We start from the raw sequence: 24,581 nt of genomic DNA, 5'->3' as shown, positions 1-24,581 counted from the left end.
CGGGCCCGGGATCACTCCCGCGCGAAGAAGGCTTCGACCAGCCGCACCCAGTAGGTCGACCCCACCGGCAGCAGTTCGTCGTTGAAGTCGTAGTTCGGGTTGTGCAGCTCGCAGGGGCCCATGCCGTGGTAGGTGTTCTCGCGGTGGCCGCCGCCGCCGTTGCCCACGAACAGGTAGCAGCCCGGCACCTTCTCCAGGTAGAAGGAAAAGTCCTCGGCGCCGCCGTGCTGGGGCGTGTTCGGGTCGACCTTGTCGGCGCCGAAGGTGTCCTGGGCCACCTGCATCGCGAAGTCGGTCTGCGCGTCCCAGTTGACCAGCGGCGGGTAGGCGCGGTGGAACTTGAGCTCGCCCGTGCCGCCGTGCGCCTGCGGCAGCAGTTCGGCGATGCGGCGCATGTTGCTCTCGATCTCGTCGAGCACCGTGGTGCTGAAGGTGCGCACCGTGCCGCGGATCACGGCCTCGCCGGGCAGCACGTTGTAGGCGTCGCCGGCGTGGATCTGCGTCACGCTGACCACCGCCACGTCGATCGGATTCTTGTGGCGCGAGATCAGGGTCTGCAGCGCGCCCACCATCTCGGCCGCGATCACGATGGTGTCGACCGCCTTGTGCGGCTGGGCCGCATGGCCGCCGGTGCCGCGCACGATGATGTCGAAGCGGTTGCTCGAGGCCATGGCCGCGCCCTTGCGGAAGGCGAAATGGCCGGTGGCGAAGCCGGGCATGTTGTGGATGCCGTAGATCTCCTCGCAGGGGAATTTGTCGAACAGGCCGTCGTCCATCATGGCCTTGGCGCCGGCGTTGCCGCCCTCCTCCGCCGGCTGGAAGATGAAGTTGACCGTGCCCTCGAAATCGCGGTGCGTCGACAGGTAATGGGCCGCGCCCAGCAGCATCGCGGTGTGGCCGTCGTGGCCGCAGCCGTGCATGCGGCCCGGATTCTTCGAGGCGTGCTTGAACAGGTTGTGCTCGGGCATGGGCAACGCGTCCATGTCGGCGCGCAGGCCGATGGCGCGCTCGCCCGGGCCGCGGCTGCCGTGCAGCACGCCGACCACGCCGGTCTGGCCCAGGCCGCGGTGCACCTCGATGCCCCAGGCCGCGAGGCGCTCGGCCACCAGGTCGGAGGTGCGCGTCTCCTTGAAGGCGAGCTCGGGGTGCGCATGGATGTCGCGGCGCAGCGCGGTGAATTCCGCGTGGCGTTCTTCGATGTCGGCAATCACGGTCATTTGACTTGGTCCTTCACGTAGTCGGCAATTTCTCGGGAAACAGCGGTGAGCGCATCTTGCAGCGCATCGAAGTCCGCACTGCGCTCGCGGGTCTTTTCGTCCAGGTACAGGCCGCGGTGGATCTCCACCTGCAGGCTGTGGCGGCGCTCGGCCGGCCGGCCCAGGCGGGCGATCAGCGCCACGCCCTTGAACGGATCGTTGATGGCCACGCTGAAGCCGCGCTTCTTCAGCGCCTGCGCCACCAGCGCGGTGAACTCGGGCGCGGCCGTGGTGCCGTCGCGGTCGCCCAGCACGAAGTCGGCCAGCGGATGGTCGCTCTGGATCTGCAGGCCCTCGTACGAATCGGCGGGCATCGAGTGCAGGTTCAGGTGCCACACCGCGCCGAAGCGCGCATAGGCGGCCTCGATCTGTTCCTGCATCGCCGCATGGTAGGGCGCGTGATAGGTCGCGATGCGCTGCTGCACCTCGGCCACCGGCAGCTTGCGCGCGTAGATCGGCGACTTGCCGTTCTTCTCGGCGTCGCGCCAGATCAGGCCGATGCCCAGGCGCGTCTTCTCGCTGGGCTGCAGCGGCGTGGGCCAGGGGCCGGACAGCAGTTCGGCATCGATGTCCTCGATGTCGCGGTTGGGGTCGATGTAGGCGCGCGGGAACTCGGCCGCGAGCAAGGTGGCGCCGACCGAGGGCAGCGCCTGCCACAGCACGTGCACGTCGGTGTCCTCGCCGCCGCGCAGGACGTCGAAGGGCACGGCGTAGCCGAAGTCGTCGGGGTACTGCGTGCCGCTGTGCGGCGAGTCACAGACCAGCGGCACGGGCTCGCCTTCGGGCAGGCGCAGCGTGAAGGGAGGGAACGGCGTCGGAACGCTGGGAAGGACGGGCATGGTCATGAGGGCATGTCGTTGAGGTGGCAGGCGCTGGTGTGGCCGGTCTGCAGCGTGCGCAGCAGTGGCGCCTCGGTCTTGCAGCGCGGCATCGCGTGCGGGCAGCGCGGGTGGAAGGCGCAGCCGGGCGGCGGCGCCAGGGGGGATGGCAGTTCGCCCTTGATGGGCTGGTAGGCGCGGCGCGTGGTCTCGAGCGTGGGCAGCTCCGACAGCAGCGCCTGCGTGTAGGGGTGGTTGGGCGCGCTGAAGATGGTCTCGGTGGGCGCGACCTCGACGATGCGCCCCAGGTACATGATGACCACGCGGTCCGACACATGGCCCACCACGCCCAGGTTGTGGCTGATGAACAGGTAGGTCAGGTCGAACTCGCGGCGCAGCGCGAGGAACAGGTTGAGCACCTGGGCCTGGATCGACACGTCGAGCGCGGCCACCGCCTCGTCGCAGACGATCAGCCGCGGCTTGAGCGCCAGCGCGCGCGCGATGCCGATGCGCTGGCGCTGCCCGCCCGAGAACTGGTGCGGGTAGCGCTGCGCGTAGTCGGGGTCGAGCCCGACCTGGCGCATCAGCGCGCCCACGTACTCGGCCTTCTGCGAGGCCTTGACCAGGCCGTGCACCACCGGCGCCTCGCCCACGATGTCGAGCACCCGCATGCGCGGGTTGAGCGAGGCCATCGGGTTCTGGAAGATCATCTGCACGCCCAGGCCCCAGGCGCGGCGCTCGGCGGCGTTCATGTCGGCGATCGGCTTGCCCTGGTAGCTGACCGTGCCTTCGGTCGGCGGGTTGATGCCCGCGATCACGCGGCCCAGGGTCGACTTGCCGCAGCCGGATTCGCCGACCACGCCGATCACCTCGCCGGGCCGGATCTCCAGGTCGACGTCCGCCACCGCGTGCACCACCGAGGCGCGGTTCTGGGCGCCCATGAGGTTGGCGATGCGCGCGGCCAGGTCGATGTCCTGCGTGAAGCGCTTGGAGATGCCCTTCAGCTGCAGCAGCGGCGTGCCGGTGGTCACGGGGGTGGGTTGTTCGAGAACGGTGTCCATGCGGGTTCTTCAGGCCATCTCGGGGGTCAGCATGTGCCAGCAGCGCACCGTCTTGCCCGCGGGCGCGGGCTCGGGTTGCGGCACCGCCAGGCAGGCATCGCTCGCATGGCCGCAGCGCGGCCGGAAGGCGCAGCCCTGCGGCAGGTGCAGCAGCGAGGGCGTCATGCCCGGGATCTGCCGCAGCAGGGTGCCGTGCGTGGCGCGCGTGGGAATCGAATCGATCAGGCCGCGCGTGTAGGGGTGCGACGGCGCGCGGATCACGTCGGCCGTGGCGCCGCTCTCGACGATGCGCCCCGCATACATCACGGCGATGCGGTCGGCCAGGCTCGAGACCACCGCCAGGTCGTGGGTGATCCAGATCATCGCGGTGCCGGTCTCGCGGCACAGCTTCTGCACTTCGTAGAGGATCTGCGCCTGGATGGTCACGTCGAGCGCGGTGGTCGGCTCGTCGGCGATGATCAGCTTGGGCCGGTTGAGCAGCGCGATGGCGATGGCCACGCGCTGGCGCATGCCGCCCGAGAGCTGGTGCGGATAGGTCTGCAGCCGCTCCTCGGGCGAGGGGATGCCGACCATCGCGAGCGCATCGCGCGCGCGGGCCAGCGCGGCCTTGGCACTCACTTTCTCGTGCGCATGGATCGCCTCGACCATCTGCGTGTCGACGCGCAGCACCGGGTTGAGCGTCATCATCGGGTCCTGGAAGATCATCGCGATCTCCTTGCCGCGCAGCTTCTGCAGCCGCGCTTCCGAGGCGCCCACCAGTTCCTCGCCCAGGTAGCGGATGTGGCCGCCCGCGATGCGCCCGGGCGCATCGATCAGGCCGATCACCGAGAAGCCGGTGATGCTCTTGCCCGAGCCCGACTCGCCCACCAGCCCGAGGATCTCGCCGGCGTCGACGCGCAGGTCGACCCCGTCGACCGCCTTGACCACGCCGCCGTGGGTGAAGAAATGGGTCTGCAGGCCCTGCACCTCGAGCACGGGCTGCGAAGAAGATGGTGCGGTCATCGGCGAGCACCCTCGCAGCGGTTGAACGAGGAGCCGAGGACGCGATCTGCGCAGCGAGGTCGTGGGGCACCGCGGAACCGGCTTTGCCGGGCCGCGGGTGCCGCCCCCTCGAAGGGGGTGGGCGAAGCGACACGCAGTGCGCGAAGACTGGGGGTGAGCTTCATTTGGCGTTGTGCGGGTTCAGGATGTCGCGCAGGTGGTCGCCCACCAAATTGATGCCCACGATCGACAAGGCCAGCGCGATGCCGGGGAAGAAGGAGATCCAGTAGTTGCCCGAGAGCAGGAACTCGAAGCCGTTGGCGATCAGCATGCCCAGCGAGGGTTCGGTCACCGGCACGCCCACGCCCAGGAAGGACAGCGTCGATTCGAGCGCGATGGCATGCGCCAGGTCGATGGTCGCGATCACGATCAGCGGCGGCATGCAGTTGGGCAGCATGTGGCGCAGCAGCACCCGCGGCCAGCCCAGCGACATGCACTGCGCGGCCTCGATGTATTCCTTGGCGCGCTCGACCAGCGCCGCGCCGCGCGCGGCCCGCGCGAAATAGGCCCACTGCACGATGACCAGCGCGATGATCACCTTGTCCACGCCCTTGCCCAGGATGGCCAGCAGGATCAGCGCCACCAGGATCGCGGGGAAGGACAGCTGGATGTCGACGATGCGCATCAGCAGCGCGTCGATCCAGCCGCCGAAGTAGGCCGCGGCCAGGCCGACCACGCTGCCGATGGCCAGCGCCGCCGCCACCGAGATGCCGCCCACCATCAGGCTGGTGCGCAGGCCGTAGAAGATGGCCGAGAGCAGGTCGCGCGCCTGGCCGTCGGTGCCCAGCCAGTAGGTCATGGTGCCGGCCGCGTCCTTGCTGCCGGGCGGCAGCTTGGAATCGAAGATGTCGAGCTTGCCGATGTCGTAGGGGTTCTGCGGCGAGATCCAGGGCGCGAGCAGCGCCACGCCGACCGCCAGCGTCAGCAGCACCAGGCCGAACACCGCCAGCTTGTTGGCCAGGAATTCGCGCCGGAAGCGCTGCCAGGGCGTCTCGGGCGGCGGCAGCAGCACCGGGCCTTCGGCAATCAATGCGGGCAGTGCCTCGGGGGCGGCCACCGCGGCCTGGAGGGTGGTGTCGTTCATGCCTTGGCTCCCTGCAGCCGCACGCGCGGGTCGAGCACCGAATAGAGGATGTCCACCGCGAGATTGAGCATCACGAGGAAGAACACGATGAGGATCAGGTAGGCCACGACCACCGGGCGGTCGAGCGTGATGATCGAGTCGAGCAGCAGCTTGCCCATGCCGGGCCAGGCGAAGATGGTTTCGGTGACCACCGCGAAGGCCACCACCTGGCCGAACTCGAGGCCGCCCACGGTGACGATCGGGATCATGATGTTCTTGAGCAGGTGCACGCGCAGGATGCGGCTCCAGCCCAGGCCCTTGGCGCGCGCGAACTTGATGTAGTCCATGGGCAGCGCCTCGCGCGTGGCGGCCCGCGTCACCCGGATGATCAGCGCACCCTTGGCCAGCGCGATGGTCACGGCCGGCAGCAGCAGCCGCGACCAGCCGTCGAGCGTGAGCACGCTGAGGTCCAGCGGCCCCAGGTGCACCGTGGCGCCGCGCCCGCTGGCCGGCAGCCAGCCCAGGTAGACCGCGAACACCATGATCAGCATCAGGCCGACCCAGAAGTTGGGCAGCGAGAAGCCCAGCACCGAGCCGGTCATGATGCCGCGCGTACTCAGCGCATGCGGCCGCAGCCCGGCCCAGATGCCCAGCGGCACGCCCACCAGCATCGCGAGCCCCATCGACACCACCGCCAGCTCCAGCGTGGCGGGCATGCGCTCGAGGATCAGGCCCATGGCCGACTGGCCGGTGAGGAAGCTCTTGCCGAAGTCGAGCTGCACCGCATGCTGCATGAACAGCGCGTACTGCTGCCACAGCGGCTTGTCGAGGCCGAAGGCGGTGCGGATCTCGTCGCGCTCGAGCTCGGTGGCCTCGGCGCTGGCCATCATCGAGACCGGGTCGCCGACCACGTAGAGGCCGACGAAGACCAGGCCCGACATCACGGCCATGACGAGCACGGCCTGCAGCAGGCGGCGGATGATGAAGGCGGACATCGGGTCAGGAAAGGATCGTGGGGGCCGGCTCCTTCAAAAGAAGAGGCCGACCGTCATCGTGGAAAAAGATCGATCGGGCGCGGGCTCTGCGGCCCGTCGCCCCTGCTGCAGCGTCGAATGCCTACGGGCCTACTTCGAAGGCACCGCGTACTGGATCATGGTCTGCTGGTCGGCGCGGCCCTTGAAGCTCACGTCCTTCTTCATCGCCCACACCGAGTGCTCGAAGTGGATCGGCAGCATCGCGAAATCGGCCATCGCGATCTCGCTGGCCTTGGCCAGCGTGGCCGCGCGGGCCTTGTCGTCCATCTGGTTGGCCGACTCGGCCACCAGCTTGTCCATCTCGGGTTTCGAGTAGCGGCTGCGGTTGGTGGTGCCCAGGCCCTTGTCCTTGTCGGGCGTGACCAGCAGCGAGTTCAGCGTGTTCGACATCTCGCCGGTCGCGGTGCCCCAGCCGGCCAGGTAGGCGCTGTAGGCGTAGCTGTCGCGGTTCTTGAAGAACACGGCCGGCGCGTTGGCGTCGATCGAGGTCTTGACGCCGATCCGCGTCCACATCGCGGCCAGCGTCTGCGCGACCTTGCTGTCGTTGATGTAGCGGCCGTTGGGCGTGCCCAGCACCAGCGTGAAGCCGTCGGGGTAGCCGGCCTCCTTGAGCAGCGCCTTGGCCTTCTCGGGGTTGGGCTTGGCGGCCGTCGTGAGGTTCTTGCTGGCGCCGAACATCGGGTAGGGCAGCAGCTGCGCCGCGGGCGAGGCCACGCCGCCCATGGTGCGCGACACCAGCGCCGAGCGGTCGATGGCCAGCGAGAGCGCTTCGCGCACGCGCTTGTCGAGCAGCGGGTTCTTGCCGTTGGTGCCGGTGATGCCGGGCGTGGTCTCGCCGTTCTGGTCGAGCGCCACGTAGATGATGCGGTTCGAGGCCTTGGTCTCGACGCGCAGCTTGGCGTCCTTCTTGAGGCGCTCGAGGTCGTCGGTCGGCGGGTCTTCCACCAGGTCCACGTCACCCGCGAGCAGCGCCGCGGTGCGCGCGGCCGGGTTGCTGATCGGGCGGTAGATCACCTTGTCCCAGGCCGGCGCCTTGCCCCAGTAGTTGGGGTTGCGCTCGAAGATGATCTCCGAGCCGCGCTTCCACGAGACGAACTTGTAGGGGCCGGTGCCGACCAGGCCGTTGCCGGCGTTGAGCTCGGTGGTGGTCTTGCCCTCGGGCGCGGCGCCGGCCGCGGCCTTGGCCGACATGATCGGCAGGCCCACCATGTTGATGGCCAGCAGCGGGTACGGCTCGGTGGTGGTGATGCGCACCGTCAGCGGATCGGGCGCCTCGATCTTCTCGACCTTCTGCAGGTAGACCTTGAAGGAGGACGGGCTGTTGGGCACCTTGGGCACGCGGTCCATGGTGAACAGCACGTCGGCCGAGGTCATGGGCGAGCCGTCGGAGAACTTGACGTTGGGCCGCAGCTTGAAGGTCCAGACCTTGCCCTCGGCGGTCCAGGACTGGGCCAGGCAGGGTTCGGGCGCGAGGTCGGCGTCGACGCACACCAGCGGGTCGAACAGCGTCTGCGAGAGCTGGATGTTCGGCGTGAGCGCGTGGTACTGCGGGTCCATCGACGTGGGCTCGGTCTTGAGCGCGACCACCAGGTCGCGCGCGAAGACGGTGCCCGAGAAGGCCGCGCCGGCCACCACGACGGTGGCAAGCAGCTTGAAGGCGATCGGACGGCGGTACGGGTTTCCAGGCATGGGCGGGGTTCTCCAGCGGGTTCGGAAAAAGGATGTCGATGACGTGTGGAGCAGGTCTTGCAAGAACTGCACCACGTCGCATCGGACGTGTCTTCCAGAATAGGGTTCGCGGCCGCCGCCGCGTCCCCGTGATAACCCGCTCGCCGCCCCGGGACGGCCGCCTCAGATGGGCCGGGTCAGGTAGACCGCTTCGCGGCCCACGATCGGCAGCCGCGTGGGCATGAAGATCGTGCAGTCGTCGCAGGGCGAGCGGATCTCCTCGCTGCCGTTGATGGCGATCAGCTCGCCCTCGGCGAAGGTCTCGAAGCCGATCAGCGGCCGCGTGAACGCGAAGTTGGCGTCCTTGACCATGTGGGTCTGCAGCAGCTCGAAGCGGCGCTGCGGGCCGGGCGCCGGCGCGGCCGGGTCCTTGTCGATCAGGCCGAAGTGCGCGAGGAAGCCCAGCGTCACGGCCGTGGCCAGGTCGGCCGCCGACTGCTTGAAGTGCTGGCCGCACTCGACCACCATCGCGGCACCCTTCCCTTCGGCCTCGCCATGGGGGCCGTACTGGATCAGCGGCGTGCCCGAGCCCAGGCCGTTGGGCATCACCAGGTGCACCGGCGGCAGGCCGACGGACAGGGCCACGGCGGCATTGCGCGCGTAGGCCGGGTAGACCCAGAACGGCACCACGTCCTGGCTGGTGGAATGGATGTCGAGGATGTAGTCGGCCGCGTCGATCACCGGGCGCAGTTCGCGCGCGCGGCGCAGCTCGGGGCTGTCCTCGCTGCCGTCGAGCAGCTCGGCCGACCAGATGCGGTTGAGGTTGTGGACGATCTGGCGGTTGTCGTAGGGCTTGGCTTCGTCGAAGGCGTTGTAGGCCTCGACGTGCGAGAAGCTCACCGTGAGCGTGCCGATCTTGGGCCGCACGCCGGTGTCGAGCAGGTGGGTCGCGGCCACCATGCCGCAGATCTCGTTGCCGTGCGTGAGCGCGTTGATCAGCACGTGCGGGCCGGGCTTGCCCGATTCGAAGCGGTGGACGTAGTCGACGCCGGTGTTGCCTTCGCGGTAGGCCGACAGGTCGCGGGGCAGGACTTCGAGCGCGGGTTCAGGGGAGGTCATGAAGATGAAAGAAAGTGGTTCGTGCGGGGGACCGCCAGTTTGCTACACATCGCAACAACGCGTCGGCCGCGCCCTGCGTGCCGCAGCGCAACACGGCCCCTTCTCCGACACGCGCCGCGGCCGGCCCCGATTCCAATCGGGTGTGGCCTGCGTCCCGCGGGCTCGTCTTTTTTCGGAGGAACCATGAGCCAATTCGCAACCATCCGCGGCCACGTCACCTACTCGCCCGGCGACGGCGTGCCGCTCGTGATCCCCGAAGGCACGGTGGTCGAGGTGGTGCTTGCGCCCGACAGCGCCACGCTGAGCTGGGAAGCCGAGAAAGGCGTGCTCGGCCTCACGGCCATTCCGCTGATGCAGTACGAGGAGTACGTCGAGGCGGGGAAGATCGTGTTGAAGGACGCTTGAATCGGGATCGGATACCGGACGCAGAAGGCGCAGAGGTTTCGCAGAGGACGCAGAAGTAAAACCAATTTTTGGATTCTCTTTTTTGCGTCTTCTGCGTGATCTCTGCGTCTTCTGCGTTCGGCTGTCCGCTTTCCCTCACGAATACCGGACGCAGAAGGCGCAGAGGTTTCGCAGAGGACGCAAAAGTAAAACCAATTTTTGGATTCTCTTTTCTGCGTCTTCTGCGTGATCTTCGCGTCCTCTGCGTCCGGAAGTCCGCTTTCTCTCACGAATACCGGACGCAGAAGGCGCAGAGGTTTCGCAGAGGACGCAAAAATGAAACCAGAATTTGGATTCTCTTTTCTGCGCCTTCTGCGTGATCTTTGCGTCCTCTGCGTCCGGAAGTCCGTGTTCTCTCAGTGTCCACCACCCAGATAAGCAGCCTTCACCGCCGGATCGCTGCGCAGCTTGTCGGCCGGCCCGTGCAGCGAGATGCGGCCGTTCTCCAGCACATAGCCGTAGTCGGCCACGCCCAGCGCGGCGGCCGCGAACTGCTCGACCAGCAGCATGGTCACGCCTTCGCTCTTGAGCCGCTCGATGATGCGGAACACCTCCGCCACGAGGATGGGCGCCAGGCCCATCGAGGGCTCGTCGAGCAGCACCACCTCGGGGTTCAGCATCACGGCGCGTGCCATCGCCAGCATCTGCTGCTCGCCGCCCGAGAGCGTGCCGGCCAGCTGCATGCGGCGCTCCTTGAGCCGCGGGAACAGCTCCAGCGCGCGCTCCAGGTCGCCCGCCACGTCGCCGCGCGGCCGGCTGCCGGTGAGCCGCGGGAAGGCGCCCAGCGTGAGGTTGTCGGTCACGGTCATGGTCGCGAACACGCGCCGGCCCTCGGGCGAATGGGCCAGGCCCAGCTTGGCGATGTGGTAGCTCTCGAGCCCGTCGATGCGCTTGCCGTTGAGCGTGATCTCGCCCGCGGTGGGCGCGATCATTCCCGACACCGCGCGCATGGTGGTGGTCTTGCCGGCGCCGTTGGAGCCGATCAGGGTCACGACCTTGCCCTTGGGCACCTCGATCGAGATGCCGTGCAGCACCTGCACCTTGCCGTAGCCGGCAGAAAGATTGTGGATGGTCAGCATGGGCGGCTCCTCAGGCGGGGTTCGGTGCGGCATCGGCCTGGCCGCCGAGATAGGCCTCGATGACCTTCTCGTCGGCCTGCACCTCGGCCGGCACGCCCTCGGCGATCTTCTGGCCGAAGTCGAGCACCGAGACCGTGTCGCACATGCTCATCACCACGTCCATGTGGTGCTCGATCAGGATCACGGTGATGCCGTGGTCGCGGATCTTGCGGATGATCGCGATCAGCTCCTTGATGTCGGGCGCGGTCAGGCCGGCCGCGGGCTCGTCGAGCAGCAGCAGCTGCGGGTCGAGCGCCAGCGCGCGCGCGATCTCGAGCAGGCGCTGCTTGCCGTAGGGCAGGTTGCGCGCCTCCTCCACCGCGAACTCGGCCAGGCCGACGAAGTTCAGCAGCGACAGCGCGCGGCCGGCCGCGGCATCGCGCTCGCGCCGGTAGCGCGGCGTGTGCAGCGCCACGTCGGCCAGGTTGCTGTCGAAGGTGTGGTGCAGGCCCACCTGCACGTTCTGCAGCGCGGTCATCTCGCCGAACAGCTGCACGTTCTGGAAGGTGCGCGCGATGCCCGACAGCGCGATGTCGGCCGAGGTGCGCCCGACCAGCGAGCGGCCGGCGAAGGTCAGCGCGCCCGCGGTCGGCACGTAGATGCCGGTGAGCACGTTCATCATCGTGCTCTTGCCCGATCCGTTGGGCCCGATCAGGCCGTGGATGCTGCCGCGCCGGATGCTCAGGTCGACGTTGTTCAGCGCCTTGAGGCCGCCGAACTGCATCAGCACGCCGGCGGCGTTGAGCACCTCGTCGCCGGTCTGGCCCGCGGCCGAGACCGACACCGCATCGGCGGTGCCGGCGCCCTCGCCCGTGACCTCCACCACCGGCGCGGGCCGGCGCATGTTGAAGGCCTTGCGCACGAAGCCGACGATGCCGTCCTGCAGGTAATACACGACGAACAGCATGATCACGCCGAAGATCGAGAGCCGCCAGTCGGTCATGGTCTGCAGCCAGAAGGCCAGGCCGGCCAGCGCGATGCTGCCCACCACCGGAATCGCCATCTGCGCCGGCGTGGCGCGCTGGCGCTGCACAGCGACCACCGCCGTGACCAACACCAGCACCGCCAGCGCCACCGACACGTAGCGGAACAGCACCACGTCGTCGAGCAGCTTGGGCAGCAGCACGATGATGGCCGCGCCCAGCATCGAGCCGATGCGGCTCTTGCGCCCGCCCATGATCACGGCCAGCAGGAACAGCACCGTGAGCTCGAAGTTGTACGAGTTGGGCGAGATGTACTGCTCGGAATACGCATAGAGGCAGCCTGCCAGCCCGGCGAAACCGGCGCTGATCACGAAGGCGTAGACCTTGTAGCGGTAGACCGACACGCCCATGCAGTCCGAGGCCACCGGGCTGCCGCGCAGCGCCTCGAAGGCCCGGCCCAGGTGCGAGCGCAGGATGCGGTGCACCACGATCAGCGCCAGCACCATCAGCACCACCACCACCCAGTAGAACTCGCGCTCGTCGAGCTTGTGGCCGAACAGCGAAGGCTTCTCGAGCTTGATGCCCATCGGCCCCTCGGTCAGGAAGCTCATCTCGTTGATCAGGATCTGGATGATGGTGCCGAAGGCCAGCGTGACCATCGCCAGGTAGGGCCCCGACACGCGCAGTGCCGGCAGGGCCAGCAGCGCGCCGAAGCCGGCCGTGAGCAGGATCGCGGCCGGCACCGTGACCCAGAAGGGCGCGGCCAGCTTGAACACCAGCACGCCGGCGGTGTAGGCCCCCAGCCCGAACAGGCCGGCGTGGCCCAGCGACACCTGACCGGTGTAGCCGACCACGATGTCGAGCCCGAACAGCACGATCGCGTAGATCATGATGGTCTCGAGCAGGTGGATGTAGTACGGGTTGTCGAAGGCGATGGGGAACAGCAGCAGCGCGACGACGCCCGCGACGGCCAGCAGCAGGTGGCGGGGCTGGAGTTTCTCGGTGTGGACGGCCATCTCGTTCAGACCTTCTTGATGGCGGTCTTGCCGAACAGGCCCTGCGGGCGCACGGCCAGCACGATCAGCAGCAGCACCAGGCCCGGCACGTCCTTGTAGCCGGTGCTCAGGTAGAAGCCGGTGGTGGTCTCGGCCACGCCGAGGATGATGCCGCCCACCACGATGCCCATGCCGCTGGTCAGCCCGCCGATGATCGCGACCGCGAAGGCCTTGAGCCCCAGCACCGCGCCCATGGTGGCGCCGGTGAGCGTGAGCGGCGCGATCAGCACGCCGGCGAAGGCGGCCGTCATCGACGACAGCGCGTAGGAGAAGGTGATGACCAGGCCGGTGTTGATGCCCATCAGCTTGGCGGCGTCGCGGTCGTTGAAGGTCGCGACCACGGCCTTGCCGTAGATGGTCTTGCGGTTGAAGAACTCCACCGCCAGCATCATCAGCAGCGCGCCCACCACCACCAGGATCTCCATCGGCAGCACGTTGGCGTTGAGGAACTTGAGCGGCGATTCGGGCAGCGGCGAGGGGAACTTGAGGTCGTCGCGGCCCCAGACGTTCTCGGCCACGTTCTTGAAGATGATCCCCAGCGCGATGGTCGACATGATCCAGCCGAACTCCGACTTGATCTTGATCGCCGGCCGCACGCCGATGCGCTCGACCACGATGCCCTGGAAGGCGCCGAACAGGCAGACGATCGGGATCATCAGCCAGTAGTTCACGCCCAGCCCCACCAACGTGAGGCCGACCAGCGCGCCCAGCATCAGGGCGTCGCCCTGGCCGAAGTTCAGCGTGTCGGAGGTGGCGAAGGTCAGCTGGTAGCCGAAGGCGATGACGGCATAGATCATGCCCAGCGCGATGCCGCTGAAGATCAGTTGGGTCAGGATTTGCATGAAGAAGCTCTCGCGAGACGCGGCAGGACGCCGACGGTCAATCAAGAAAGACGCCGCCACGGGAAGACCCCGGGGCGGCGCCGGACGGCGCCGGAGCGCCAGGGGACTTACTTGATCAGCGCGGCGTTGGCGGCCGGGTCCTTGAGCTGCACCTTGGCGGCGTTCTTCTGGTCTTCGGCATTGGCGTAGACCACGCGGCCGCCCTTGACCTCGCCGAACACCGGGATGTTCGCGGTGATCGCGTCATGGTCGGTCTTGGAGAAGGGCTTGTCGTAGGTCGTGACCACGCCCTCGACCGGCGTCTTCAGGTCCTCGAGCGCGGCCTTGATCTTCGGGCCCTCGGTGCTGCCCGCCTGCTTGATGGCCGCGGCCAGCAGGTAGATCGAGTCGTAGCCCTGCGCCGCCGACACCGGCGAATCCATGCGGTTGTTCTTGGGCTTGAAGGTCTTGATGAAGTTGTCGATGAAGGCCTTGCGCTTGGGCGTGGTCGGCTCCTGGATGAAGGTCTGCGGCATGCGCGCGCCATCGCCGCCCGGGCCGGCGTTGTCGATGAAGTTGGCCATCGCCAGCGTCCAGCTGCCCACGATCGGCACCTTCCAGCCCAGCTTGGTCATGCCGTTGGCGATCTGCGCCAGCTCGGGGCCGATGCCGTAGGTCAGCACGGCCTCGGCGCCGGCTTCCTTGGCCTTGAGCAGTTGGGCCGTCATGTCGACGTCCTTGATGTTGAACTTCTCGACCGCCACGGCCGTGATGCCCTTGTTCTTGAGCGCCTTCTCCAGGTCCTCGCGGCCCAGCTGGCCGTAGTTGGTGGAGTCGGCCAGGATCGCGACCTTCTTGTAGCCGCGGCGCGTGATGGCCTCCTCCACGATCATCGGCGCCTGGATGCTGTCGTGCGCCGCGTTGCGGAACACGTAGTTCTCGGGCTCCTTCTCGAACTGCTTGGTGATGATCGAGCCGGTCGCCACGTTGTTGAGCACCGGGATCTTGGCTTCCTGGAAGAAGCGCTGCGAGGCCAGCGCCACGCCGGTGTTGATGTAGCCGACCGCGGCCACCACCTTCTCCTTGTTGATGAACTCCTGGGCGATCTGCACGCCGCGTTCGTTCTTGGCCTCGTCGTCGCGCTCGACCAGTTGCAGCTGCCGGCCCAGCACGCCGCCGGCCTTGTTGATCTCCTCGGTCGCCAGGCGCACCCCGTCGCGCATGCTGACGCCCATCGACGACGAGCCGCCGGTGAAGGGCCCGTCGACACCGATCTTGATCGGGTCGGCGGCAAAGGCGCCGGTCGAGAGGGCAATGGCACCGGCCAGGGCCAGGTGCTTGAAGCGGAACTGCATGTGTGTCTCCAATGTTGTCGAAGTACTCGGGACTCAGGTCTCGCGCCATGCCCGGAGGATCGGACAGGACTTCGACAAACATAGCCAGAACGTCACCTGTTGCAGAGAGTGACAACCCTAGCGACGAGCCGCACCGCGCTGGTGCGACCCGCCCTCCCCGGCGGCTCAGTCGGCGCTCGGGGGTGCGGGCGGGCGCCCGCCCTTGCCGGCCCCGCGCGCGGCCTTCTTGGCCTGGCGGTCGGCGTCGAGCTGCTGGCCCTCGGCCAGCCAGACCGCGAATTCCTCGGGCGTTTCCAGCGTGATCCGGCCCAGGCTGCCGTCGCGGAAGGCGTGCATCACGATCTCGGCCGCCTTCTGCAGGTTGACCCGGCCCTTGCCCAGCAGCGCGCCGCGCTTGCGGCCGATGGCCTCGAGCAGGTCCTCGTCGGACAGGGCCGCCACCGCGGCGGCATCGAGATCGAGCTTGAAGCGCGCCGCCACAGCGCCCGCATAGCGGCGCTTGACGTAGTCGAGCAGCTCCAGCGCCACCTCCTCCTCGTCGAAGGCATTGCGGCCCACCGCGCCGCTGGCCGCGAGGTTGTAGCCGCTCTTGGCCACGATGATGCGCGGCCACAGCATGCCGGGCGTGTCCCAGAGGTAGAAGTCGTCGGCCAGCGTGATGCGCTGCTCGAGCTTGGTGATGCCGGCCTCATCGCCGGTCTTGGCCTTGCGGCCGCCGGCCAGCGTGTTGATCAGCGTGGACTTGCCCACGTTCGGGATGCCGCAGATCAGCACCCGCATCGGCTTGGCCATGCCGCCGCGGTTGGGCGACAGCGCATGGCAGGCCTCGACCAGCGCGCGCGCCGGCGTGGCCTGGCTCGCGTCCAGGCCGATGGCGCGGGTCTCGGGCAGCGCGTTGTAGTGCGCCAGCCAGAGCGCGGTGCGCTCCGGGTCGGCCAGATCCTGCTTGTTGAGCACCTTGAGCCCGGGCTTGTGGCCGGTGAGCTCGGCCAGCATGGGGTTGGCACTCGAGGCCGGCAGGCGGGCGTCGAGCAGCTCGATCACCACGTCGATGTCCTTGATGCGTTCGCCGATGGCCTTGCGGGTCAGGTGCATGTGGCCGGGAAACCACTGAATGGCCATGGCGCGCTTTTCCTTGTGTCTGCTGATGTGCGGGAGGGCCCGCATTGTCCGCGAAGACGCGACCGCCCTCCCCGGCCGCCTTTTCGGGCCTCAGCGCGCGGGGGCTTCCAGCGGCACCAGGATCGCGTTGCCGGTGGCGACCAGCTTCTGTTCGCCGCCCTCCGCCTCCCCGAAGAGTTCGGCCGTGGTGAAGACCTGGCGCCGCCCGGCCTTGACCACCCGGGCCCGGGCCACGAAGCGGCGCCCCACGCCGGGCGCGATGCAGTTGACCGAGAAATGCGAGGCCGTGACCTGCCCCGCGACCGTGGCGGCGGCGAAGCCGCAGGCGGTGTCGAGCAGCGCGCCGATCAGCCCCGCGTGCAGGAAGCCCGCGTACTGCCCCATGTCGTCGGCGCGCCAGTCCATCCGCAGCTCGGCCTCGCCGGCCTCGGCACGGACCACCTCGAAGCCGGCCCAGCGGTTGAAGCTGGCGGTGGAACTCAGGGCCTGGAGGGTGTCGCGCATGGTGTCTTTCGGGGGTGTCCGGGCACTGTACGAAGAGGGGCGCCCGGCGCGCGTCGCACCGGTGACGCGGACACGGCGCACAGTTGCGTGCGCGACAGCGGCCACGACAAGGCGCGACCGGCTGGTCAACTGCCTCGGCGGGCCCCTATGATGGAATGCAGCACGAGCCCACGACGTTTTTCGTCCCACCTTGTCTTTCGGAGTGACCATGAAACCTGTTTCTTCCTTGCTCCAGCGCCGCGCCGACGGCCTCTACCACACCGAACCCGATGCCACGGTCTTCGACGCCCTCCATGTGCTGGCCCGGCACGAGGTCGGCGCGCTGGTCGTGATGCAGGGCGACCGGCTGGTCGGCGTGTTCTCCGAGCGCGACTACACGCGCAAGGTCGCGCTGCTGGGCAAGAGTTCGAAGGAAGTGCGCGTGGCCGAGATCATGACGGCCAACGTGTTCACCGTGACGCCGCAGACGCCCACCCACGACTGCATGGCGCTGATGAGCCAGAAGCGCATCCGCCATTTGCCGGTGGTCGACGGCGACAAGGTGATCGGCATGCTGTCGATCCGCGACCTGATGGACGACATCATCGCGGACCACGAGCAGACCATCGAACAGCTCACGAGCTACATCCAGAGCTGAGGCACGGGCCGGCTCGGGCGATCGCCCGGCGGTCCTGCTGGCGCGGCACCGCGCGCAGGCGCTAGAGTGCGCGCTCGGCCGCCGTGCCGCCACCCGCGCCCATGGACACCTTCGATCGCCAACTTCGCTACTTCCTGCGCATCGCGCAGCTGGGCTCGCTGTCGCGCGCCGCGGACGAGCTCGACCAGACCCAGTCCGGCCTGAGCCGGCAGCTGGCCGCGCTCGAGGCCCATGTGGGCAAGCCGCTGTTCACCCGCACCGGCCGGGGCGTGGAGCTCACGGCCGCGGGGCGCCAGCTGCAGGAGCAGACCGCGGGCGCCTTCGACACCATCGACCGCTCGCTCGACACCCTGCGCGTGCGCGAGGGCATCACGCAGGGCACGGTGCGGCTCGCGGTGGTGCACACGCTGAGCTACTACTTCATGAGCGACGTGGTGTCGCGCTTCGTGAGCCAGCACGAGAGCGTCAACCTCTCGCTGATGGGCCGCAGCTCGCCCGACGTGGTGGACCTGGTCGAGAGCGGCAAGGCCGATGCGGGCTTCGTCTACGACGCGGCCGTCGCCTCCGCCAGCCTGGTCTGCCGGCCGCTGTTCGACGACGACATGTGCCTGATCGTGCAGGAAGGCAGCCCGATCGAGGGGCCGGTCGACCTCACGGCGCAGAGCCCGAAGCTGGTCGGCTTCCCCTCGCACTACATGCTGCGGCGCATGGTCCACAGCGCGGGCATCACGCCCCACTTCACGGCCGAGGCGGAGACGGTCGACGCGATCCTCAAGCTGGTCTCCTCGGGCGTGGGCGCCTGCATCCTGCCCGGCCGGATCCCGGACAAGCTGCTGGTCGACTACCGGCTGCGCAAGGTGGCGATCGCGCGGCCGGTGCTGCGCCGGCGGGTGGTGGTGATCGTCAAGGCCGACAAGGCCCTGCCGCCCATCGTCGAGCGCCTGATCGACACCGCCATGGACATCGCCGCCACGCTCTGAGCCGGCGCGCCCGCATAGGAGCTATGCAGGCTGCTTCATGGCTCGAATCGGGGCCGATCCAGATACTTTCCGACGCTGGACGGCAGGGGTGATCGGCCCCTGCGGTCGCCAGCAGAAGAACCTGGTGAACCCCATGAGAGACACGCTGCGAAGCAAGGAATATTTCGACGAGCGCGCCACGCGCGAGATGGCGCTGCACATGCCGCAGGCGCCGCGCGACATGAAGGAGACGCTGGCCGCGGCCTGCCGCATCCTGGCCATGACAGGCCAGGAGGCCGGCCTCGCGGGCCAGATCAGCGCGCGCTCCGAGCGACCCGGCGCCTACTGGACCCTGCGCTTCGGCCTGGGCTTCGACGAGGCCACGCCCGACGATTTCATCGAGGTCGACCAGGACCTGAACACCCTCACGGGCCAGGGCATGCCCAACCCCGCGACCCGCTTCCACCTCTGGGTCTACCGCGCCCGGCAGGACGTGAACGCCATCGTCCACACCCACTCGCCCTGGGCCTCGGCGCTGGCCGCCGCGCGCCAGCCGCTGGTGATCGCGCAGATGGACATGACGCCGCTGCACGACGACTGCGCCTTCCTCGCCGACTGGCCCGGCGTGCCGATCGCCGACCAGGAGGGCGTGATCATCTCCGAGGCGCTGGGCCGCAAGCGCGCCATCGTGCTCGCCCACCACGGCTACCTGACCGCGGGATGCTCGATCGAGGAAGCCACCTACCTGTCGGTCTACCTCGAGCGCGCCGCGCGCATGCAGCTGCGCGCGCAGGCCGCGTTCGGCCCGCTGACGCCGGTCGACGACGCCCTGGCGCGCGAGGCGCACGACTACCTGCTCAAGCCCTCGATCGTGAACGGCACCTTCGACTACTGGTGCCGCCAGGCGCACCGGCTCGATGCGCAGCAGCCACGCTGATACAGAGGCCGACGCCATGAACACGCAACCCCCGGCCACCGGCCGCAGCCACGTCACCGCCGGCCTGGCCAGCATGATGGGCACCACCATCGAGTGGTACGACTTCTTCCTCTACGGCACCGCCGCCGCGCTGATCTTCAACAAGATCTTCTTCCCCGCCTTCGACCCCGTCGTCGGCACCATGGCCGCATTCGCCACCTACTCGGTGGGCTTCTTCGCGCGGCCGCTGGGCGGCATCGTCTTCGGCCACTTCGGCGACAAGGTGGGCCGCAAGTCGATGCTGCTCATCACGCTGCTGCTGATGGGCGTGCCCACCATCCTGATCGGGCTGATCCCCTCCTACGAGCAGATCGGCTACTGGGCCGCCGTGCTGCTGGTGGCGATGCGCTTCCTGCAGGGCATCGCGGTGGGCGGCGAATGGGGCGGCGCGGTGCTGATGGCCGTCGAGCACGCGCCCGCCGGCAAGAAGGGCTTCTTCGGCAGCCTGCCGCAGGTCGGCGTGGCGCCGGGCCTGATCCTGTCCTCGCTCGCGATGGGCGCGGTCGCCAAGCTGCCCGAGGCCGACATGCTGTCCTGGGGCTGGCGCATTCCCTTCCTGGCCAGCGTGCTGCTGCTGGCCGTCGGCTGGTTCATCCGCGTGAAGGTGGCCGAGTCGCCCGACTTCAAGGGCATGGAGGACAAGGGCCGCAAGGTCAAGCTGCCGGTGGTCGAGGTGCTGAAGAACTACCCGCGCGAGACCCTGACCGTGGTCGGCGCGCGCCTGGCCGAAGTGACCTGGTTCTACACCACCGTCACCTTCGCGCTGGCCTATGCGACCGGCACGCTGGGCATCGCGCGCAGCGTGATGCTCGACGCCACCATCTGGGGCGCCACCGCGGCCCTGGTGTCGATGCCGCTCGCGGGCTGGCTGGGCGACAAGATCGGCCACAAGTGGGTCTTCATGCTCGGCACCCTCGGCATCGTGGCCTGCGCGCCGCTGTTCTTCCACTTCCTGCATACGCGCGAGACCTTCTGGGTCAACGCCGCATTGGTGGTGTCCATCGGCCTGGTCTACGCCCTGCTCTACGGGCCCGAAGGCAGCCTGTTCTCGGGCCAGTTCCCGGCCGAGGTGCGCTACACCGGCATCTCGCTGGCGGTGCAGGTCTCGGGCGCGATCGGCGGCGGCCTGGCGCCCATCGTCGCGATCTGGCTGCTGGGCAAGGGCAACGGCGACCCGCAGTACGTGGTCTGGTACCTGAGCCTGCTGGGCGCGATCGCCTGCTTCAGCGCCTGGAAGATGCATGGCGACACCAGGTTCGACACCCTGCCCCTGCGGCCGCACAACCCGAAAGCGAGCCATCCATGAGCCCGGCCATCGACTGCTACCTCTGGCTGAACTCGGACTGGGCCTACCTCGGCGCCGACCGGCTCGAAGCGCTGGCCGCGCGCCAGGGCGTCGCGGTGCGCTACCTGCCGGTCGACCTGCCGGCGGTCTATGCGCGCACCGGCGGCGTGCTGCTGGGCCAGCGCGCGCCCGAGCGCCAGGCCTACCGGGTGGCGGAGCTGCGGCGCTGGTGCCGGCGGCTCGGCATCCACGTGAACCCCACGCCCCGCTTCATGTGCCCCGATGCGGGGCTGGCCTCGCGCCTCGTGATCGCGGCCGACCAGGGCGGAACGCCGGTGGCCCGGCTCTGCAAGGCGATCCTGCAGGCCGAGTGGTGCGACGACGAAGACATCTCCGATCCCGCGACATTGCGGCGCATCCTGCTCGCGCAGGGCCTGCCCGCGGACGACCTGCTGCACCGGGCCGAGAGCGCGGAGATGGCGGCGACCTACCAGCGCCACACCGACGACGCGGTGCGCGCCGGCGTGTTCGGCTCGCCCACGTACGTGTGGCAGGGCGAGCTCTTCTGGGGCCAGGACCGGCTCGACTTCCTGGAAGAGGCGGTTCAGGCCAGCCGCCTGCGCGACTGAAGGGCGGCAACGGTCGGGCGCGAATGCGCTTGTGGCCCGCCGCGGTGTTCCGCGTCTGGCGGGCCCGCGGAACATGGCGAGGCCCGGCAGTTTTTCCCCATTCGCTCGTAGGACGGCAGCGACTGTGCGCCGCGAGCTGCCGGCGCAATTGCAGAATCCTCCCATGATCGAGCCCGCCCACCTGCCCGACCCGGAACTCAACCGACTCGCGACGGAGTGGCGCAGCCGAGCGCTGCATGGCGATCTCGGCGCGCGCGGCATCGCGCACGAACTCGAGAGCGAATTGCGCCGGCGCAAAGGCGCGCGCTTTCCCGTCTTCGACACCCTCGACATGCGCTCGCTCGAAAGCCGGCAGAAGCGCCAACTGCAGTGGCGCTTCTGGCGGCGCGACGAAGGCGGTGCCGCGCGATAGCGCAAGAGGAGCCGCGCCCGTGCCAGGTCCAGGCGGGTCCTAGATCGATTGCGCCGCTTTCGCCTGCTGGTAAGCCGCATGCAGCCGCGCGAACACCGGGCCCGGTGCACCGTGGCCGATCGGTCGACCGTCCAGGGACGTGACCGGCAGCACCTCCTTGCTGGCCGAACTCAGCAGCAGCTCGTCGGCCTCGCGCACCTCGGCCTCGGAGATCGGCCGCAGGTCGAACACGATGCCCTCGGCCTCGCAGAGTTCGCGGATCAGCTCGTAGCGGATGCCCTCGAGCACATGCACGCTCTTGGGCGCGCCGTGCACCACGCCGCCCTTCACCACCCAGACGTTGGACGACGAGGCTTCGGTCAGCAGGCCGTCGCGCAGCAGCACGGTCTCGGCCGCGTCCGCATCGACCGAGATCTGCCGCGCCAGCACGTTGCCCAGCAGCGAGGTGCTCTTGATGTCGGCCCGCTCCCAGCGGAAGTCGCGCGCCGTGACGCAGGCCACGCCGGCCTTGAGCGTCGCGGCGCTCGGCGCCTTCATCGCGTTGGACATCATGAAGACCGTGGGCACGATCCCGGCCGGCATCGCGTGGTCGCGCGGCGCCACGCCGCGCGTGACCTGGATGTAGACCATCTGGTCGTCGGCCGCATGGGCCGCGATCAGGTGGCGGCAGCGCGCCAGCCATTCGTCGGCGGTGAGCGGCTGCGGAATGCGCACGCTCGCCAGGCTGCGTTCGAGGCGCGCCATGTGCTGCGCGAAACGGAACAGCTTGCGGCCGTAGACCGGCACCACCTCGTAGATGCCGTCGCCGAAGATGAAGCCGCGGTCGAGCACGGAAACCTTCGCCTCGGCGACGGGCGCGTACGCGCCGTTGAGATAGCACAGGGTGTCGGGAAGAGCGGACATGCGAGACGGAAGGCGGAGAGTGAAGGGGTCGCGGCCATTGTCGCCGCAGTGCCGGCGGCCTGCCAGAGCAGCGCGCACCCCGAGGCGGCCCTCTCGCCTACGCGAACCCTCGCGGCACGCAGCGACACTTGCAGCCTCCCCTGCACCGAAGAAAGAAAGCGTCCCGATCGATGGTTCCTGACGAAGCACACACTTGGCAGTTCTTCCGCGCCGGCGGCGTGGACCAGGTCCTGATACGCAACGGCACCGACATCGCGCGCATCGGCCAGCTCGACCAGAAGCTCTGGGTCGCGCTGGCCTGCCCCGCCAGCGGCATCGAGATCGATCCGCGCACGCTGGCGCTGATCGACACCGACGGCGACGGCCGCATCCGCCCGCCCGAACTGATCGCCGCCTGCGAATGGGCCTGCAGGCATCTGAAGGACCCGGACGTGCTGATGCAGGGCGGCGACACGCTCGCGCTCGACGCCATCGCCGATGCCGAGGGCGATGCGGTGCCGCTGGCCGAGGAAGCCCGGCGCATCCTGCAGCTGCGCGGCAAGGAAGGCGCCGACCGGCTCTCGCTGGCCGACGTGACCGACCGCAGCGAGCTGCTGGCCGCGATGCGCTTCAACGGCGATGGCGTGGTGCCGCCCGAGAGCACCGACGACGAGGCGCTGCAGACCCTTCTGCGCCGCATCATGAAGACCCACGGCGCCGCGCGCGACCGCAAGGGCCTGGACGGCGTGGACCGCAAGAAGGCCGAGACCTTCTTCGCCGAAGCCAAGGCGCTGCACGACTGGCAGGCCGGCCAGGGCAGCGAGGGCGGCGCCGACGGGGCCGCGATGCTGGCCGCGGCGCAGGCCGTGGGCGCGGTGCGCGAGAAGGTCGACGACTTCTTCGCGCGCTGCCGCGTCGCGGCCTTCGATCCGCGCGCGTTGAAGGCCCTCAACCCCTCGGTCGAGGACTACGAGGCGCTGGCCGCGCAGGCCGACCTGCACATGCAGTCGGACAGCATCGCGCGCCTGCCGCTCGCGCCCATCGCGCCGGGCCGCACGCTGCCGCTGCTGCGCGGCGTGAACCCGGCCTGGGCCGAAGCCCTGCGCACGCTGCGGCGCGACGCGCTGCCCCTGCTGCCGGGCGCGGAGGCCGCCGATCCGCAGGAACTCGCCGAAGCGGACTGGCGCGCGCTGCAGCAAAGGCTCGCATCCTGCCAGCGCTGGCTCGCGGCGCGTCCCGCCACGCAGCTCGGTGCCTTGAGTGCCGTCGAACTGGCCGACAGCCTGGCGCTGCAGGCCCCGCTGATGCAGCTGATCGAGGACGACGAGCGTGTCGAGCCGCACAACGCGCGCATCGCCGAGCTCGAGAAGCTGCTGCGCTTCCAGCGCGACCTGCTCACGTTGGTCAACAACTTCGTCGCCTTCAAGGACTTCTACCGCCGCGAAGGCGCGATCTTCCAGGCCGGGCGGCTCTACCTCGACGGCCGCAGCTGCGACCTCAGCGTGGCCGTGGCCGACGCGGCCAAGCATGCGCCGCTGGCCGGCCTGGCCAAGGCCTGCCTGGCCTACTGCGTGTGCACGCGCAAGGGCGAGAAGATGACCGTGGTCTCGGCCTTCACGGCCGGCGACACCGACTTCCTGTTCGTCGGCCGCAACGGCGTGTTCTACGACCGCCAGGGCCGCGACTGGGACGCCACCATCACCAAGGTGATCGAGAACCCGACCAGCGTGGCGCAGGCCTTCTTCTCGCCCTACAAGAAGTTCCTGCGCATGATCGAGGAGCAGGTGGCCAAGCGCGCGGCGGCCAGCGACACGGTGGCGCAGGGCTCGCTCGGCTCGCTGGCCTCGACGCTCACCACCGCCGACAAGAGCCTGGCCGCGGGCGCCAAGCCGGCCGATCCGATCAAACTGCCGGGCCGCGTCGACGTGGGCACGGTGGCCGCCATCGGCGTGGCCTTGGGCAGCATCAGCGCGGTGCTGGTCGCGGTGTTCAGCAAGTTCGTCGACCTGGGCCAGTGGATCCCGATCGCGGTGCTGGGCCTGGTGCTCGCGATCTCGGGACCGAGCATGCTGATCGCCTGGCTCAAGCTGCGCCAGCGCAGCCTGGGCCCGATCCTGGACGCCAGCGGCTGGGCCATCAACGGCCGCATGCATGTGAATGTGCGGCTGGGCGGCTCGCTGTCGCAGACCGCGCACCTGCCGCCCCATGCCAACCGCGTGCTGCGCGACCCCTATGCCGAACGGCACCGGATGACCGGTGCGGTGGCGACGGTGGTCGCGGTCTGCGCGCTGCTGGTGCTGGCCTGGCGCATGGACTGGCTCGACGGCGAACTGCCGCCGGCCCTGCAGCGCAATCCGAGCGCGGTGTCGGCGCCCGCGGCGCCGGGCGCCTGACGCAGC

23 protein-coding genes are annotated in these 24,581 nt (G+C 69.0%); 8 read left to right on the top strand and 15 right to left on the bottom strand.

Annotated elements, in window-relative coordinates; all coding sequences use genetic code 11:
• Window positions 1-11 precede the first annotated feature (11 nt).
• The 8 genes from QTI20_RS03535 to QTI20_RS03500 all read right to left on the bottom strand — a co-directional run bounded on the left by QTI20_RS03535 (window position 12) and on the right by QTI20_RS03500 (window position 9,060).
• Window positions 12-1,217, bottom strand: a complete 1,206-nt coding sequence (locus QTI20_RS03535) for a M20 aminoacylase family protein (RefSeq protein ID WP_286550218.1) — start codon at window positions 1,215-1,217, stop codon at window positions 12-14.
• Window positions 1,214-2,095: an N-formylglutamate amidohydrolase gene (locus tag QTI20_RS03530; protein ID WP_286574143.1), complete on the bottom strand. Its 882-nt coding sequence runs from the start codon at window positions 2,093-2,095 to the stop codon at window positions 1,214-1,216. The genes QTI20_RS03535 and QTI20_RS03530 overlap by 4 nt, the downstream gene beginning before the upstream one ends.
• A 2-nt stretch (window positions 2,096-2,097) precedes the next feature.
• The gene (locus QTI20_RS03525; RefSeq protein WP_286550222.1) at window positions 2,098-3,135 is read right to left on the bottom strand and encodes an ABC transporter ATP-binding protein; all 1,038 of its coding nucleotides are present in this window, start codon (window positions 3,133-3,135) and stop codon (window positions 2,098-2,100) included.
• A 9-nt stretch (window positions 3,136-3,144) separates the two neighbouring features.
• The gene (locus QTI20_RS03520; RefSeq protein WP_286550224.1) at window positions 3,145-4,137 is read right to left on the bottom strand and encodes an ABC transporter ATP-binding protein; all 993 of its coding nucleotides are present in this window, start codon (window positions 4,135-4,137) and stop codon (window positions 3,145-3,147) included.
• Window positions 4,138-4,297: 160 nt separating this feature from the next.
• Window positions 4,298-5,260 (bottom strand): ABC transporter permease, encoded by a 963-nt coding sequence (locus QTI20_RS03515; protein ID WP_183023309.1) that lies wholly within the window; start codon window positions 5,258-5,260, stop codon window positions 4,298-4,300.
• Window positions 5,257-6,234 carry an ABC transporter permease gene (locus tag QTI20_RS03510; RefSeq protein WP_286550226.1) on the bottom strand — a complete coding sequence of 326 codons (978 nt, stop codon included), beginning with the start codon at window positions 6,232-6,234 and terminating at the stop codon, window positions 5,257-5,259. Before QTI20_RS03510 ends, QTI20_RS03515 begins: the two co-directional genes overlap by 4 nt.
• A 129-nt stretch (window positions 6,235-6,363) precedes the next feature.
• Complete coding sequence (locus QTI20_RS03505; protein WP_353507269.1) at window positions 6,364-7,962, bottom strand: ABC transporter substrate-binding protein; 1,599 nt, start codon at window positions 7,960-7,962, stop codon at window positions 6,364-6,366.
• Window positions 7,963-8,124: 162 nt separating this feature from the next.
• Entirely contained in the window at window positions 8,125-9,060 is a 936-nt protein-coding gene (locus tag QTI20_RS03500) for a M14 family metallopeptidase (protein WP_286550228.1), read from the bottom strand.
• 183 nt (window positions 9,061-9,243) lie between these two features.
• Here QTI20_RS03500 and QTI20_RS03495 point away from each other — a divergent pair, with 183 nt between their 5' ends.
• The gene (locus QTI20_RS03495; protein ID WP_219211791.1) at window positions 9,244-9,465 is read left to right on the top strand and encodes a hypothetical protein; all 222 of its coding nucleotides are present in this window, start codon (window positions 9,244-9,246) and stop codon (window positions 9,463-9,465) included.
• 395 nt (window positions 9,466-9,860) lie between these two features.
• Here the strand turns inward: QTI20_RS03495 and QTI20_RS03490 are convergent, their stop codons facing one another.
• From QTI20_RS03490 to QTI20_RS03465, 6 genes are all read right to left on the bottom strand, one after another.
• Window positions 9,861-10,583, bottom strand: a complete 723-nt coding sequence (locus tag QTI20_RS03490) for an ABC transporter ATP-binding protein (RefSeq protein ID WP_219211789.1) — start codon at window positions 10,581-10,583, stop codon at window positions 9,861-9,863.
• Window positions 10,584-10,593: 10 nt separating this feature from the next.
• The gene (locus QTI20_RS03485; protein WP_286550230.1) at window positions 10,594-12,561 is read right to left on the bottom strand and encodes a branched-chain amino acid ABC transporter ATP-binding protein/permease; all 1,968 of its coding nucleotides are present in this window, start codon (window positions 12,559-12,561) and stop codon (window positions 10,594-10,596) included.
• Window positions 12,562-12,566: 5 nt separating this feature from the next.
• On the bottom strand, window positions 12,567-13,442 hold the full coding sequence (locus QTI20_RS03480; RefSeq protein ID WP_183023303.1) for a branched-chain amino acid ABC transporter permease: 876 nt from the start codon (window positions 13,440-13,442) through the stop codon (window positions 12,567-12,569).
• Window positions 13,443-13,549: 107 nt separating this feature from the next.
• Entirely contained in the window at window positions 13,550-14,776 is a 1,227-nt protein-coding gene (locus QTI20_RS03475; protein WP_286550234.1) for an ABC transporter substrate-binding protein, read from the bottom strand.
• Between the two features lie 165 nt (window positions 14,777-14,941).
• Window positions 14,942-15,898, bottom strand: a complete 957-nt coding sequence (ylqF, locus tag QTI20_RS03470) for a ribosome biogenesis GTPase YlqF (RefSeq protein ID WP_286550236.1) — start codon at window positions 15,896-15,898, stop codon at window positions 14,942-14,944.
• Between the two features lie 90 nt (window positions 15,899-15,988).
• On the bottom strand, window positions 15,989-16,402 hold the full coding sequence (locus QTI20_RS03465; RefSeq protein WP_286550237.1) for a PaaI family thioesterase: 414 nt from the start codon (window positions 16,400-16,402) through the stop codon (window positions 15,989-15,991).
• Between the two features lie 208 nt (window positions 16,403-16,610).
• On the opposite strand from QTI20_RS03465, the gene QTI20_RS03460 reads away from it, so the two are divergent.
• From QTI20_RS03460 to QTI20_RS03435, 6 genes are all read left to right on the top strand, one after another.
• Complete coding sequence (locus tag QTI20_RS03460; RefSeq protein ID WP_286550239.1) at window positions 16,611-17,039, top strand: CBS domain-containing protein; 429 nt, start codon at window positions 16,611-16,613, stop codon at window positions 17,037-17,039.
• A 101-nt stretch (window positions 17,040-17,140) separates the two neighbouring features.
• On the top strand, window positions 17,141-18,019 hold the full coding sequence (locus QTI20_RS03455; RefSeq protein ID WP_286550241.1) for a LysR family transcriptional regulator: 879 nt from the start codon (window positions 17,141-17,143) through the stop codon (window positions 18,017-18,019).
• Window positions 18,020-18,152: 133 nt separating this feature from the next.
• Entirely contained in the window at window positions 18,153-18,935 is a 783-nt protein-coding gene (locus tag QTI20_RS03450) for an aldolase (RefSeq protein WP_286550999.1), read from the top strand.
• 16 nt (window positions 18,936-18,951) lie between these two features.
• Window positions 18,952-20,280 (top strand): MFS transporter, encoded by a 1,329-nt coding sequence (locus QTI20_RS03445; protein WP_286550243.1) that lies wholly within the window; start codon window positions 18,952-18,954, stop codon window positions 20,278-20,280.
• Window positions 20,277-20,888 carry a 2-hydroxychromene-2-carboxylate isomerase gene (locus tag QTI20_RS03440; RefSeq protein WP_286550245.1) on the top strand — a complete coding sequence of 204 codons (612 nt, stop codon included), beginning with the start codon at window positions 20,277-20,279 and terminating at the stop codon, window positions 20,886-20,888. Before QTI20_RS03445 ends, QTI20_RS03440 begins: the two co-directional genes overlap by 4 nt.
• A gap of 163 nt (window positions 20,889-21,051) precedes the next feature.
• Complete coding sequence (locus QTI20_RS03435; protein ID WP_286550248.1) at window positions 21,052-21,300, top strand: hypothetical protein; 249 nt, start codon at window positions 21,052-21,054, stop codon at window positions 21,298-21,300.
• A 39-nt stretch (window positions 21,301-21,339) separates the two neighbouring features.
• Here the strand turns inward: QTI20_RS03435 and QTI20_RS03430 are convergent, their stop codons facing one another.
• Window positions 21,340-22,203 (bottom strand): D-amino acid aminotransferase, encoded by an 864-nt coding sequence (locus QTI20_RS03430; RefSeq protein WP_286550250.1) that lies wholly within the window; start codon window positions 22,201-22,203, stop codon window positions 21,340-21,342.
• Window positions 22,204-22,373: 170 nt separating this feature from the next.
• Between QTI20_RS03430 and QTI20_RS03425 the strand changes: the two genes are divergently transcribed.
• Window positions 22,374-24,575 carry a hypothetical protein gene (locus QTI20_RS03425; RefSeq protein WP_286550253.1) on the top strand — a complete coding sequence of 734 codons (2,202 nt, stop codon included), beginning with the start codon at window positions 22,374-22,376 and terminating at the stop codon, window positions 24,573-24,575.
• Window positions 24,576-24,581: the final 6 nt, after the last annotated feature.

The organism is Variovorax sp. J2P1-31, from assembly GCF_030317215.1.
Taxonomy (GTDB): domain Bacteria; phylum Pseudomonadota; class Gammaproteobacteria; order Burkholderiales; family Burkholderiaceae_C; genus Variovorax.
The sequence above is the reverse complement of the archived record's forward strand: the minus strand, read 5'-3'. Positions and strand labels throughout refer to the sequence as shown.